Source organism: Microbacterium sp. LWS13-1.2 (genome assembly GCF_040144835.1).
In the GTDB taxonomy this organism is placed as follows: Bacteria; Actinomycetota; Actinomycetes; order Actinomycetales; family Microbacteriaceae; genus Microbacterium.
The window spans coordinates 481,607-495,330 of sequence record NZ_CP151632.1; the positions used below are offsets into that span (position 1 = coordinate 481,607).

The following is a 13,724-nucleotide window of genomic DNA, read 5'->3' on the forward strand; positions in this document are numbered from 1 at the left end:
GCGCGACCCACGATGAGGGGGACGGATGCCTCGAGCCGAGGCATCCGTCCCCCTCACATCGCGCTGCCGATGTACGAGTACTTGACGAAGACCTCGGCGGCGAGGCCTGCTTCTTCGAGGACGCCCTGCACCGCGCTCAGCATGTAACTGGAGTCCCATCCCATGTAGAGCGAGTGCTCGTCGTCGAGGCGATCCCACTGACCGTTCCACGACTGCGCGGTGTAGACAGGTCCGCCGCGTCGCGCGCTGTACGCGACGACGGCGTCGCGGGAGTCCGCCCACAGCCGCTTGAAGACGCGGTTGAAGAGGTACTTGACGTCGGGCACCTCCCAGTGCTCGCCGCAGTACTCCACGTACGACCACTCGCGGTGCCATCCCGGCGGCCACCCTCGCCGGCGGACGGCGTCGAGGATGGGGGTCAGCCCGTCGTCGTCGATCGCGGGACCGCCGGGGCGTCTCCACACCTCGACGAAGCGCTTCGTGAGCTGTATCGATCGCTGCGCGATCGCCGCCGTCCCCCACGCGGGCAGCTCCGCCAGCGCCGCCGTCGTCCCGATGGTGCTCCGGGCGTACAGCGCCTGCTTCTGGGGGAACGAGCGGTCCCAGGCCCGCAGCGCGAGATCCTCCTCGAGGACCGTGAGGTTGCCGAGCGTGTTCGCGAGTGCGCGATGACTGTTCTGCTCGTCGTCGCTGTACGACGCCCACTCGCGCACGCCGTCGCCCGACCAGGCATCACCGGGTGCGAGCGGGAAGATGTGCTCGACGTCGAGCCCGCCGGCACCGTCGACCCCGGCGAGGCGACCCAGCACATACCGGGCGTGGGGGAGCTCTGAGTACTTCAGCGCGACCGCGACGCGCTCGTCCGACGGAGTGATGCGCGAGATCGCCGATACCAGCGCCTCACGGCCCTGCTCACGCGCCCGGCAGAGGCGCGCCACGAGGCGATCGAGTCCGGTGCCGACGACCGCACGTCGCACCAGGAGCGACTGCACCATCTCGAGCGTCTCGATCAGCTCGTCACGCGCGATGGAACCGAGTTCGAAGTCTCTGTACGCCCGCATGACGAGCGGGTACATGCCGGTGCCGAAGGTGCTGAAGTGGGAGAGCTGGCGCGTGATCTCGGCATCCGGGGCCTCGCTCGGATGCAGCAGCACCCGGTAGACGCGGGACAGCTCGCGCCATTCGGCGGCGTGACGCAACAGGTCGGCGAACTCCAGGCGGGGGAACTCGTGACGGAAGGCCTCGTACACGCCGCGCCCTCCGACGACCGTCACCTCGCGGCCCGTTCTCATGACGAGGTACTGCCGCCAGAACTCGGCGATCGAGTCGCCGGTGTTCTGCTCGATCGGCTGCCAGTACTCTCCTTCGATCTCGCGCTGCTCGGCGTGGTTCAGGCCCATCAGCACGTAGTTGTGGATGAGCTCGTGGTCGCGCAGCGGCTCGCCGGTCGAGTTGAGGCTCTCGAAGATCTGCTGCGCGTTCGCGCCGATGCCGAGGGTGATCGCCACATGCTCGAGCTTCTGCAGACCGCGCCAGATGTGGGGCGCCTCGTCGAGGCTGATCTGACTGCGGAAGAAGGCGTAGTTGTCGTCGAATCGCGAGTCGCGCTGCTCACCGTGGGGGAGCGGGAGGTCGAGCACGACGCGCTCGAAGATCGACGCCCACGCGCGATGCGGGCGGAGTTTCGTGCGCGTCGCATCGTGGGAGTGGACGAGGACGCGCTGCAGCTGATCGGCGAGATCCGGATCCGCTTCGCGGACGGTGTGGTGCAGCGCCGCGACGAGCAGCATGAGGGTCGTCGTCCGCTGCTGGCCGTCGATCAGCACGAGCTCGGCATCCTCGCCCTCCCCGCTGGCCGAAGAGAGGATCGAGCCGATGAAGTGCATGTGGCGATCATCGAGGTCGGCCACCGCGCGGATGTCCGAGAGCAGCTGCTCGCATCCGCCGATGTCCCACCGGTACTGCCGCTGGTAGACGGGGACGACGATCGTCCAATCCGCGGCCGAGAGCCATCCGATGGTGTTGACCGCTGTGGCGTCGACATTCGTGGCAGTGACCATGGCCCGTCCATTCTAAAGGGGGCGCATCACGACGAACCGGCGGCCCGAACGCCCGCCGGTTATTCACGGCGCGGTCCTCAGGAGCCTCCAGGGGCCCGAGGTAGGCTTGCCTAAGTTGAGCCTGTTAAAACGTGCTAGCTCACTGACCGAAAGGCATGATTCGTCATGGGTTACATCAAGTCTGCCGCTCTCGATGAGACCGGCTTCGTGGTCCTCGATCCCTACGACCGGGAGCTCGATCCGAAGGAATGGCTCTCCATCGAATACGTCGACTGGAAGTCGTCGGGTGACACCCGCTTCGCGCCGCTCGCCTCCGCCAAGGGCGAGATCGAGTGCAACGGGTTCTGGAACCACACGCCGCCGCGCACCGACAAGGACGGCGTCTGGATCCCGTCGCAGGTCGAGAAGGCGCCGGACATGACGCGTCGCGCGCAGGAGCCGGGCGCCAACGTGGGGCGCTGCCGCGTCATCGAACTGCAGCCCAACACGTACGCCGACGCGCTGTACAACCTGCACCAGGACGACAACAACCGGCTCAACCCCGACGGCACCGGCTGGGTCGTCCGCGGTTTCTTCAACCTCACCGATGACAAGAACAGCTACTTCGTGCTGCGCGAGAACCGCACCGACCCCAGCATCGAGTACCGCGTCGCCCTTCCGGCCGGCGCCCAGCTGATCGTCGACACGCAGCGCCTGTGGCACGCGGTCCACCACACCGGCGACGAGGCGCGCTACTGCCTCATCACGTCGTGGGAGTCCGGCCCCGAGCTCGACGCCTACATCGAGAAGTACCACGGCAAGCCGACCACCGACTACGTCGAGGTCGCGCAGGACGTGCTCGACGCCGGCCAGGCCGAGCAGGCGCGCCGCGACGCCGCCCGCGCCGCGTACTACGCGGCCAAAGGCAAGGCCGAGGTCCAGGCGATGAGCGAGGCCTGAGCCTCCTCGTTCCGACCCGAGAGGGCGGGGAAATCACAGGCTTGTGATTTCCCCGCCCTCTCGGCGATAATGGCGGCAGCACAACCGAACAGCACGTCATGACACCGTCACAGGTCGTAGGGGAAGACGCACCTGACGAACGGAGAGATCATGGCGACACAAAAAGCGCGTGGGGTGATCTTCATCCACTCCGCGCCACGGGCGTTGTGCCCGCACCTCGAGTGGGCGGTCGGCCGAGCACTGGGCCGAGCGGTCAGCTTCGACTGGATCGATCAGCCTGTCCTCATCGGCAGCCGCCGCGCCGAGTTCTACTGGGAGGGCGCCGCCGGCACCGGTTCGGCTCTGGCGACGGCCATCCGCGGCTGGGAGCACCTGCGCTTCGAAGTCACGGAGGATCCCACGCCCCGCAGCGACGGCGGCCGCTGGCTGCACACGCCGGGCCTCGGCATCCACTACGCCCAGACCGATACCGCCGGCAACGTCGTCATCGGCGAGGACCGCATCCGCTACGCGATGGAGATCGCCGGCAGCGACGCCTTCGAGCTGCGGCGAGAACTGGATGTCGCGCTCGGCGCCGCATGGGACGAAGAGCTCGAGCCGTTCCGGCACGCGAGCGACGACGCGCCCGTCGTCTGGTTGCACAAGGTCGGCTGAGACTCTCTCAGACGCAGGCGGTGCGAGGCGCCACTACCGAGGCTCGGAGGCCGTGAATCCCGGGCAGCGGGACCGCGAACCACCGCCTGACACGACAGACGCCCCCGGTCGGCTTCACCGGGGGCGTCTTCGCGTGACGGAGGTCGACCCGCGCCGACCCGCTGCGCGGGCCGGCGCGGCCGATCCGGCAGTGTCAGATCGAGGCGAACGCGGCGACCGCGTTGTGCCCGCCGAAGCCGAACGAGTTGCTGATCGCGAGGTGCGGCCCGTCTCCGAGCGGCGTGGGAGTGCCCGAGATGCGGAACGGGACCTCGGGGTCCTGCGTCGTCAGATTGATGGTCGGCGGAGCGACGCGGTCCTGCAGGGCCAGCACCGTGAAAATCGCCTCGAGCGCGCCCGTGCCGCCCAGGAGGTGACCGGTCGACGCCTTGGTGGCCGACACCGGGATCTCGTCGATCCGGTCGCCGAACACCGACCGCAGCGCCGTGTACTCGTTCGGGTCGCCGACGGGCGTCGAGGTGGCGTGCGCGTTGATGTGCGTGACATCGTCGGCAGAGGCACCCGCCATCTCGAGCGCCAGGCGCACCGCGCGCGATGCGCCGAGCCCCTCGGGATCGTTGGCGGTGATGTGGTACGAGTCCGCGGTGACGCCGCCGCCGGCCGCGACCGCGTAGATCTTGGCGCCGCGCGCACGCGCGTGCTCCTCGGTCTCGAGGATAAGGACCGCCGCGCCCTCGCCCATGACGAACCCGTCACGGTCGACGCTGCAAGGCCGCGAGGCGGTCGGCGGATCGTCGTTGCGACGGGAGAGCGCCTGCATCGAGGAGAACGCGGCGATGGTCACGGGGTGGATGACGGACTCGGTGCCGCCGGCGATCACGACGTCGGCGTAGCCGGCGCGGATGTGCTCGATGGCGTTGACGATCGACTCGGTGCTCGACGCGCAGGCGCTGGCGACCGTGCGCGCGTAGGCGCGGGCGTTGAAGTGAAGGGAGAGGTTTCCGGCCGCCGCGTTGGGCATGAGCATGGGGACGGTCATCGGCAGAACGCGGCGAGGGCCCTTCTCGCGCAGGGTGTCCCACCCGTCGAGAAGGGTGTGCAGTCCGCCGATGCCGGTGGCGAAGTCGACGCCGAGTCTCTCCGGCTCGATCTCCGGGCTGCCGGCATCCGCCCACGCCTCCATGGCGGCGACGAGCGCGAACTGGGAGGAAGGGTCGAGCCGCTTGGCGATGGGACGCTCGAGCACCGTGTCGGGACGCACCTTCGCCTCCGCGGCGAAGGTGACCGGCAGCTGGTACTTCTCGACCCAGTCGTGCTCGAGGGTGCGGGCGCCGGAGACGCCCTCCAGGAGCGCGGACCAGCTCTCGGGTGCCGTGCCGCCGAGCGGCGACGATGCGCCGATGCCGGTGACGACGATGCGGGAGTTGCTCATGTCGTTCTAGATCCTCATGGATGCGCCGGTGGGGGCCGCAGCCCCCACCGGAGGGTTTACGCCTGGTTCGACGTGATGAAGGTGACGGCGTCGCCGACAGTCTTGAGGTTCTTGACCTCGTCGTCGGGGATGGTGACGCCGAACTTCTCCTCGGCGTTGACGACGATTGTCATCATCGAGATCGAGTCGATGTCGAGGTCGTCCGTGAACGACTTCTCGAGTGCGACCTCGTCGGCCGAGATCCCGGTCTCGTCGGTGATGAGCTCCGCGAGTCCGGCGAGGACCTCGTCGTTGGTGAATGCCATGGGGTTCTCCTGTTTTCTAGGGGTTGCGGGGGCCCGAACGGGCCGTCTCAGTCTAGGGTCGTGCTCCGCCGGGTCAGGGGAGCACGACCACCTGCGCGCCGAACACGAGCCCGGCACCGAAGCCGATCTGGAGCGCCAGACCGCCGCTCAGCTCGGGGTGCTCCTCCAGCAGGCGGTGGGTCGCGAGCGGGATGGAGGCCGCCGACGTGTTACCGGTGGTCTCGATGTCGCGGCCGATCAGCACCGTGTCGGGAAGCTTCAACTGCTTGGCGAACTCGTCGATGATGCGCATGTTGGCCTGGTGCGGCACGAACGCGGCGAGGTCGGTCGCCTCGACCCCTGCGGCTTCGAGAGCCTGTCGGGCGACCTTCACCATCTCCCACACCGCCCAGCGGAAGACTGTCGGGCCTTCCTGGCGCAGGGTCGGCCAGGGCGTGGTGCCGTCGCGGAACTCGGTCAGCGTGTAGTTCATGCCCACCGCGTCGGCCTTCGAGCCGTCGGAGCCCCAGACCGTCGGGCCGATGCCGGGGGAGTCGCTCGGGCCGATCACCGCCGCGCCCGCGCCGTCGCCGAGCAGGAACGAGATGCTCCGGTCGGTCGGGTCGACGACGTCGCTGAGCTTCTCCGTGCCGATGACGACCGCGTAGTGCGCGGCGCCCGCGCGGATGAGGGCGTCCGCCTGGGCGACGCCGTATGCGAACCCCGCACATGCGGCGTTCAGGTCGTACGCGGCCGCGGGGTTGGCGCCGACACGGTCCGCCACGATGGCCGACACCGACGGGGTCTGCTTCGGGTTGCTGATGGTGGCGACGATGACCGCGTCGACCTGCGACGGGTCGACGCCGGAGCGCTCGATCGCCTCGCGGGCGGCATCCGTCGCCAGGTCGATCGCATCGGTCTCGGGCACTGCGCGCGTGCGCGTGATGATGCCGGTGCGCTGGCGGATCCACTCGTCGCTCGAGTCGATCGGACCGATGAGGTCGTCGTTCGGCACGGCGATCTCGCCACGGGCGGCGCCGTACGCGTAGATGCGCGTGTGGGCGGCACCGGTGGGCTGGACGAGGATGCGGGTCATGCGGATACTCCGGTCATGCGTCGACGGCCACCAGGGCGGTGGCGGCCTCCAGGTCATCGGGCGTCTTGACGGCGACGGCCGGCACTCCGCGCAGCGCGCGCTTGGCCAGCCCGACGAGCGTCCCCGCCGGAGACAGCTCCACGATGCCCGACACGCCGGCGTCGGCGAAAGACGCCATGCAGAGGTCCCAGCGCACCGGCGAGGCGACCTGATCGACCAGAAGGTCGACGAACTCGCGGCCCGAGGCGACGGGCGCGCCGTTGCGGTTGGTCCAGAGCAGGACGTCGGGATCGGATGCCGCGACCTCGGCCGCTGCGGCGCGCAGCGCCTCGACGGCCGGCGCCATGTAGCGGGTGTGGAAGGCTCCCGCGACCTGCAGCGGGATGACGCGGGTACCGGCGACCGGCTCCGCCGCCAGCGCCTGGAGCGCATCGAGAGCACCGGCGACGACGAGCTGGCCGCCGCCGTTGTAGTTGGCGGGCGCGAGGTCGAGCTCGTCGAGGCGCGACAGGATGGCGGCCTCGTCGCCGCCGATCACCGCGCTCATGCCGGTCTCGGCGGCAGCGGCGGCTTCAGCCATGGCGCGACCCCGGATGCCGACGAGCGTCAATGCGGCCCGCTCGCTGAGGACGCCGGCCGCAGCGGCTGCGGCGAACTCTCCGACGGAGTGACCGGCGACCCCGGCGATGCGCTCACGGTCGGGCAGCGCGTTCCACGACAGCAGGCTCGCGGCGACGATGAGCGGCTGCGCCACCCGCGTGTCGCGGATGCGATCGGCATCCCACTCGGTGCCGGCGGCGACGAGGTCCACGCCAGACCACTCGGAGTACTGGGCGAGCCGATCGGCTGCGCCGTCCGCGTCGAGCCAGGGTGCCAGGAAGCCGGGGGACTGGGAGCCCTGCCCGGGGAAGACCGCGATTCTCACCGTTCCATCCTGTCAAGGATCGTGGAGGGGGTTCTGGCGACACCGTCACAAGAATCGCGGCTGCCTTTGTGCGGGGTCCACACGTCGGGTCGCGCTCGACGTCAGCCGGCGCCGCGTCGCGCCGCCGGAGGGCGGCGGCGGGCGGCATCCGTGCCGATGGAACCGAGGATCAGCGCGGTCTGCAGGATCAGCGCCTCACGGGGGCCGGTCGCGTCCCAGCCGATGACCTCCGACACGCGCTTGAGGCGATAGCGGACGGTGTTCGGGTGCACAAAGAGCTCACGGGCGGTCGCCTCGAGCGAGCGGCCGTTGTCGAGGTATGCCCACAGCGTAGCGACCAGGTCGGCACTGTGCGCCTGGAGCGGCCGGTAGATGCGATCGACGAGGGTGAGCTTGGCGAGGGGGTCTCCGGCCAGGGCGCGCTCCGGCAGCAGGTCGTCCGCCTCGACGGGGCGGGGCGCGTGACGCCACGCCCTCGCGACCGCGAAGCCCGCCAGCGCCGCCCGGGCGCTCTGGCTCGCGTCCACGAGCGCCGGCACCGTCGGACCGAGCACGAGGTACCCGGCTCCGAACCCGGGCTCCAGGCGTCGGGCGATCTCGGCGAACGGCAGGTCTGCCACGGCGTCTTCGGCCATGGCGGCCGGCTCGGCGCGCCCCACCACGAGCACCAGGCGGGAGCCCTGCACACCGATCAGCACGTCCACGCCGAGCTTGCGCGCCGTGCGGCGCAGCTGGTCGACGTCGAACTGCGGGGGCGTCGTGCCGACGAGCACCGCGACCTCGCCGTGGCCGTGCCAGCCCAGTGCCGCGATGCGGCTCGGCAGCTCCTCGTCGGCCTCGCCGGTCAGGATCGAGTCGACCACGAGGGCCTCGAGCCGCGCATCCCACAGCCCGCGGGCCTCCGCCGCACGTGCATACACATCCGCCGCGGCGAAGGCGACCTCCCGCGAGTACAAGAGGATCGCCTCCCGCAGATGCTCGCCCTTGCCTGCGACCCGCTCCTCGGTCACCTCGACCGTCACGCGGATCAGCTGCAGCGTCTGCGTCAAGCTCACGCTCCGCAGGAGCTCCCGGGGAGCGGCCGCAAAGATGTCGGCCGCGATCCAGGGCGTGGAGGCGGGATCGTCGTACCACTGGATGAACGACGTGATGCCCGCCTGTGCCACCAGCCCGACGGCGGAGCGTCGGGCCGGCGGCATCTCGGCGTACCAGGGCAGCATGTCGTCGAGGCGCTTGATCGTGACGGTGGCGAGGTCACCCGAGATGCGTCGCAACCAGGCGAGCGTCTCGACCTTGTCCATCACCTCGGCGGGTTTGCCCATCGTCGTCAGGTCAGCTCTCGCCGCCCGCGTTCCCACTCGTTCCCGCGGTCACGTCGTGCAGGCGGTACTTCTCGATCGCCTGCGCGGCGAGGCTGCGGTCGACCGCGCCCTCTTCGGCCAGCGCCTGCAGCGTGCGGACGACGACCGACGGTCCGTCGATCTTGAAGAAGCGACGGGCGGCGGCGCGCGTGTCGGAGAATCCGAAGCCGTCGGCCCCGAGGGTCGCGAACCGGTTCGGCACCCAGGGACGGATCTGGTCCTGGACCGCGTGCATGAAGTCGCTGACCGCGACGACGGGGCCGGCGGCATCCCGCAGCTTGTCGGTGAGGTACGCGGTGTGCGGCTCCTCCTCGGGGTGCAGGAAGTTGTGCTCGTCGGCGGCCAGGCCGTCGCGGCGCAGCTCGCTCCACGAGGTGACCGACCAGACGTCGGCCTGCACGCCCCAGTCCTCGCGCAGCAGCTGCTGCGCTTCGAGCGCCCACGGCACGCCGACGCCCGACGCCAGGAGCTGGGCCTTCGGGCCGTCGCCCTCGGCGGTCGAGACGCGGTGGATGCCGCGCACGATGCCGTCGACATCCACGCCCTCCGGCTCCGCGGGCTGGACCAGCGGCTCGTTGTACACCGTGAGGTAGTACATGACGTTCGGGTCGGGGTGGTTGCCGCCGTACATGCGCTCGATGCCCGAGCGGACGATGTGCGCGATCTCGTAGCCGTAGGCCGGGTCGTACGACAGGGTGGCCGGGTTGGTCGACGCCAGCAGGTGCGAGTGGCCGTCGGCGTGCTGCAGGCCCTCACCGGTCAGCGTCGTGCGTCCTGCCGTCGCGCCGATGATGAACCCGCGCGCCATCTGGTCGCCCGCGGCCCACTGCGCGTCGCCGGTGCGCTGGAATCCGAACATCGAGTAGAAGACGTACACCGGGATGAGCGGCTCGCCGTGCGTGGCGTACGACGTGCCCGCGGCGGTGAACGCTGCCACCGCGCCGGCCTCGTTGATGCCGACGTGGATGATCTGACCCTGCGGGCTCTCCTTGTACGCGAGCAGGAGCTCGCGGTCGACGGAGGTGTAGTTCTGGCCGTGGGGGTTGTAGATCTTCGCGGTCGGGAAGTACGCGTCCATGCCGAACGTGCGCGCCTCGTCGGGGATGATCGGCACGATGCGGTGGCCGAAGTCCTTCGATCGCAGCAGATCCTTGAGGAGCCGCACGAACGCCATCGTGGTGGCGATCTCCTGTGTCCCCGAGCCCTTCTTCGGCAGCGCGTACGCCTCGTCGCCCGGCAGCTGCAGGCCGACGTGGTGCGTGCGGCGCTCCGGCAGGAAGCCACCCAGCGCCCGGCGGCGCTCGAGCATGTACTGGATCGTCTCGTCGTTCCCGCCGGGGTTGTAGTACGGCGGCAGGTACGGGTTCTCTTCCAGCTGCGCGTCCGAGACCGGGATCCGCATCGAGTCGCGGAAGTACTTGAGGTCCTGCAGCGTCATCTTCTTCATCTGGTGGGTCGCGTTGCGGCCCTCGAAGTGATGCCCGAGCCCGTAGCCCTTGATCGTCTTCGCGAGGATGACGGTCGGCTGGCCCTTGTGCTCGGTCGCCGCCTTGTAGGCGCCGTAGACCTTGCGGTAGTCCAGGCCGCCGCGGCGGAGCTTGCCCCAGATGTCGTCGTCCGACCAGTCCTTCACCAGGGCGGCGGTGCGCTCGTCCCGGCCGAAGAAGTGCTCGCGGATGAAGGCGCCGTCCTCGGCGCGATAGGTCTGGAAGTCGCCATCGGGCGTCGTGTTCATGAGGTGCACGAGCGCGCCGTCGGTGTCCTTCGCGAGCAGCTCGTCCCAGCCGCTGCCCCAGACCACCTTGATGACGTTCCAGCCGGCGCCGCGGAAGAAGCTCTCGAGCTCCTGGATGATCTTGCCGTTGCCGCGGACAGGCCCGTCGAGGCGCTGCAGGTTGCAGTTGACGACGAACGTCAGGTTGTCCAGGCCCTCGTTCGCGGCCACCTGAAGCTGACCGCGGCTCTCGACCTCGTCCATCTCGCCGTCGCCGAGGAAGGCCCACACCCGCGAGTTCGAGAGATCCTTGATCCCGCGGTTGGTGAGGTACTTGTTCGACATCGCCTGGTAGATGGCGTTGATCGGGCCGAGGCCCATCGAGACCGTCGGGAACTGCCAGTACTCCGGCATGAGACGCGGGTGCGGATACGAAGGCAGCGCGTTCGGCGCCTTCGACTTCTCCTGACGGAAGCCGTCGAGCTGGTCCGAGGTGAGACGCCCCTCCAGGAACGAGCGGGCGTAGATGCCGGGGGAGGCGTGGCCCTGGATGAAGATCTGGTCGCCGCCGGTCGGGTCGTCGAGGCCGCGGAAGAAGTGATTGAAGCCCACCTCGTACAGCGAGGCCGACGACGCGTACGTCGAGATGTGGCCGCCGACGCCGATGCCGGGCCGCTGTGCGCGGTGGACCGTGACCGCCGCGTTCCAGCGGATCCACCGGCGGTAGCGGCGCTCGAGCTCCTCGTCGCCGGGGAACTCGGGCTCGTTCTCGGGGGCGATCGTGTTGATGTAGTCCGTGGTGGGAACCTGCGGGACGTTCAGCTGCAGTTCGTGCGAGGTCTGCAGCAGGCTCAGCATGATCTCGCGGCCACGACCGTGGCCCTTCGCCTGCACGAGCTGCTGGAGGGACTCCTGCCACTCGGAGGTCTCATCGGGATCGCTGTCGAGGGGTTCCTGCGAGTACGGATCCTGATCGTTGACAGTCACAGAAGACCTTTCGTCGTCTGGCAGATCATGCCAGGGAATCGCTACCGGAGCGCCGCGGGCTTTGTCAGCCCTGCACAACGCACCATCTGCCAGCCTAGCGAGTTCGGGACGAACCGGACGCACCTCGTAGACTGACCGCGAGGGCCTTTAGCTCAGCTGGTAGAGCGCCACGTTTACACCGTGGATGTCGTCGGTTCGATCCCGGCAGGGCCCACCATCCATCCGCCGCGAAATCACGCGGGAGTAGGCATCACTCGCCACTCGTGGCCCTTCTCAGCTTTCGTGCTGCTGTCCCCCCGGCGTCCCCCGCGAGCGCACCGTTCAGACGGGCGATGCCCGCTGTGTCGGCGTCACTCTTCATGTAGTGGCCATACGTGTCGAGCGTCAGTTTCGCGGTGCTGTGCCCCAGCCAGTTCTGCACAGTCTTGATGTCCACGCCGTTGCCCAGTGAGAGCGTCGCGAACGTGTGCCGGAGGTCGTGCACGCGGCGACCGCGCTTCACGTCATCCCAGTGCGCATCGCGCTTCCAGTTCGCTTCTTGGCGGAACGTGCCCACGGTGTTGGGGAACACCAACTCGTTGGGGCCTCGCCCGTCGATGAGCGCAAAGACTATCGTCGCCACGTCATCGGCCATCGGCACTGTGCGCGGCTGTCCGCCCTTCGTCACATTCCTGAGGGGAGCACCGTCCGACTTCGACCGCGTAGGCCGAACAGCCGGATAGGGAAGCTCCTGCACGTCGCGGACGCGGAGCGCGGCAAGCTCGCCCCAGCGAAGACCCGTGAGACCCAACACGAGAACGATGTCGGCATTGGTCTGGTTGGTTCGCTCGCTCATCGCCTCGTGAACGGCGCGAAGCTCTGCGAGGTTGTATGGGTAGATTTCGCGCGTCGGGCGTTCTGCGGTGCCCTTCGGTACGCGCGATGCTCGGATCACGTTCTTGGGCACGATGTTCTCTTCCACCGCCCACTCGTAGAGCGCGCTCAAACTGTCGCGCGTGCGCAGGACGGTGCCGCGCGAGAGTGTGCGGAGAAGTCTTGTGTACAACGCTTCCCACTCGCCCTTGTCGAGCGACGCGATAGGACGATTCCTGAGCGGTTCCACGTGCTTCAGCGCATACCCCTCATTCTTGAAGGTCTTCGCGCCGATGGTGCCCTCACGTTGCGCCCGCCAGCGATCCAGCACCGCGCCGAACTTCTCCTTTCCGGCAGACGGGTGCACGAACGCGCCAAGGTGGAAGCTGCGCAACTGTTGCGCGTGCCAGTCGTCAGCGTCCTTCTTGCGGTCGAAGGTCTTCGAGGTGATGACCGTGCGGCCTACCTTCGGCCTCGCTCGGTAACGCCCGTTGTCGGTCTTCTGAACGCTCATGCGCGTGCCCCCTCGATGTAGCTCTGCACGTCCTGGACCGTGTACCGAAAGATTCCTCCGAGGCTGAGGTAGCGCGGCCCTGTGCCGTGCTCACGCCAGCGGCTGAGCGTCGATTCTGAGACTGCGAGCATCCCGGCGACCTCCTTACTCGTCAACAGTCGTGTGGTGTCTGAAATGGCCATCTGTGCCCCCTGGGCGCGCACTACTACGGTCGCGGCTCATGCCGCGCCGGTAGGTGCTCAGGCGTCGAAGAGCGAATCACTCTGAACCTCCTTCTCGGGCCGGTCCTGGGTCGTGTCCAGTGCTCGGTAGATCGTGGGGCGACTCACGCCGAAATACTCTGCGAGGTCGGTGATCGACTCGCCATCTCCAGCACGACGGCGGATATCGGCGACCTTCTGCGGAGAGAGCTTCGCTTTGCGGCCACCCTTGCGACCGCGAGCACGTGCGGCTGCAAGGCCGTCCATGGTGCGGGCGCGCATCATCGAGTGCTCGAATTCCGCGAAGGCGGCGACCATCGTGAAGAAGAGCCTTCCCTCGGGCGTGGTCGTGTCGATCTTCTGCTCGGTCGCTTCCAGGTTGATCCCTCGCGCTTCTAGGTCGGCGGCGATCTGAAGAAGGTCTTTGGTGCTGCGGCCCAGACGGTCGAGGCGGGTAATCACGAGCGTGTCGCCGGTTCGGAGCACTTCATCTCGAACCATCGACCACACGGGGCGCTCAGCCTTCGTCCCGGTGAACTTCTCGATGTACACGCGGTCACACTTCGCTGCTTCGAGGGCATCCTTCTGGGATTCGGGGTGCTGGTCCTGAGTCGAGACCCGGCCCATGCCGATACGTCGCGCTGTCATGCGACCGACTGTAAAACAAACGGTGCATAGTTGTCAATGATTACGTACACGGGTTTCG

Annotated in this window: 12 protein-coding genes and 1 tRNA gene; 3 read left to right on the plus strand and 10 right to left on the minus strand. The window is 68.5% G+C overall.

Annotated elements, in window-relative coordinates; translation table 11 throughout:
* Window positions 1–53 precede the first annotated feature (53 nt).
* A complete protein-coding gene (locus MRBLWS13_RS02320) occupies window positions 54–2,060 on the minus strand; it encodes a DUF262 domain-containing protein (protein ID WP_349427467.1) in 2,007 nt (668 codons plus the stop codon).
* A 165-nt stretch (window positions 2,061–2,225) separates the two neighbouring features.
* Here MRBLWS13_RS02320 and MRBLWS13_RS02325 point away from each other — a divergent pair, with 165 nt between their 5' ends.
* Together MRBLWS13_RS02325 and MRBLWS13_RS02330 are read left to right on the plus strand one after the other, a co-directional pair.
* On the plus strand, window positions 2,226–2,999 hold the full coding sequence (locus tag MRBLWS13_RS02325; RefSeq protein ID WP_331911596.1) for a hypothetical protein: 774 nt from the start codon (window positions 2,226–2,228) through the stop codon (window positions 2,997–2,999).
* A gap of 150 nt (window positions 3,000–3,149) precedes the next feature.
* Window positions 3,150–3,653 (plus strand): DUF3145 domain-containing protein, encoded by a 504-nt coding sequence (locus MRBLWS13_RS02330; protein ID WP_349427468.1) that lies wholly within the window; start codon window positions 3,150–3,152, stop codon window positions 3,651–3,653.
* A gap of 193 nt (window positions 3,654–3,846) precedes the next feature.
* Here the strand turns inward: MRBLWS13_RS02330 and MRBLWS13_RS02335 are convergent, their stop codons facing one another.
* From MRBLWS13_RS02335 to aceE, 6 genes are all read right to left on the minus strand, one after another.
* Window positions 3,847–5,085: a beta-ketoacyl-[acyl-carrier-protein] synthase family protein gene (locus MRBLWS13_RS02335; RefSeq protein WP_349427469.1), complete on the minus strand. Its 1,239-nt coding sequence runs from the start codon at window positions 5,083–5,085 to the stop codon at window positions 3,847–3,849.
* 56 nt (window positions 5,086–5,141) lie between these two features.
* A complete protein-coding gene (locus MRBLWS13_RS02340; protein WP_013586517.1) occupies window positions 5,142–5,390 on the minus strand; it encodes an acyl carrier protein in 249 nt (82 codons plus the stop codon).
* A gap of 73 nt (window positions 5,391–5,463) precedes the next feature.
* Window positions 5,464–6,465 (minus strand): beta-ketoacyl-ACP synthase III, encoded by a 1,002-nt coding sequence (locus MRBLWS13_RS02345; protein ID WP_349427470.1) that lies wholly within the window; start codon window positions 6,463–6,465, stop codon window positions 5,464–5,466.
* Between the two features lie 13 nt (window positions 6,466–6,478).
* Entirely contained in the window at window positions 6,479–7,390 is a 912-nt protein-coding gene (locus MRBLWS13_RS02350; protein ID WP_349427471.1) for an ACP S-malonyltransferase, read from the minus strand.
* Window positions 7,391–7,491: 101 nt separating this feature from the next.
* On the minus strand, window positions 7,492–8,691 hold the full coding sequence (locus tag MRBLWS13_RS02355; RefSeq protein ID WP_349428964.1) for a helix-turn-helix domain-containing protein: 1,200 nt from the start codon (window positions 8,689–8,691) through the stop codon (window positions 7,492–7,494).
* Window positions 8,692–8,722: 31 nt separating this feature from the next.
* Window positions 8,723–11,452, minus strand: coding sequence for a pyruvate dehydrogenase (acetyl-transferring), homodimeric type (gene aceE, locus MRBLWS13_RS02360; RefSeq protein WP_349427472.1), 2,730 nt, complete (start codon window positions 11,450–11,452; stop codon window positions 8,723–8,725).
* Window positions 11,453–11,593: 141 nt separating this feature from the next.
* On the opposite strand from aceE, the gene MRBLWS13_RS02365 reads away from it, so the two are divergent.
* Window positions 11,594–11,669: transfer RNA gene (locus MRBLWS13_RS02365), tRNA-Val, on the plus strand.
* A gap of 33 nt (window positions 11,670–11,702) precedes the next feature.
* On the opposite strand, the gene MRBLWS13_RS02370 is transcribed toward MRBLWS13_RS02365, so the two are convergent.
* The 3 genes from MRBLWS13_RS02370 to MRBLWS13_RS02380 are packed head-to-tail and all read right to left on the minus strand — an operon-like array spanning window position 11,703 to window position 13,666.
* A complete protein-coding gene (locus tag MRBLWS13_RS02370) occupies window positions 11,703–12,818 on the minus strand; it encodes a site-specific integrase (protein ID WP_349427473.1) in 1,116 nt (371 codons plus the stop codon).
* Window positions 12,815–13,000, minus strand: coding sequence for a helix-turn-helix domain-containing protein (locus tag MRBLWS13_RS02375; RefSeq protein ID WP_349427474.1), 186 nt, complete (start codon window positions 12,998–13,000; stop codon window positions 12,815–12,817). Before MRBLWS13_RS02375 ends, MRBLWS13_RS02370 begins: the two co-directional genes overlap by 4 nt.
* Before the next feature lie 57 nt (window positions 13,001–13,057).
* On the minus strand, window positions 13,058–13,666 hold the full coding sequence (locus tag MRBLWS13_RS02380; protein ID WP_349427475.1) for a recombinase family protein: 609 nt from the start codon (window positions 13,664–13,666) through the stop codon (window positions 13,058–13,060).
* Window positions 13,667–13,724 lie beyond the last annotated feature (58 nt).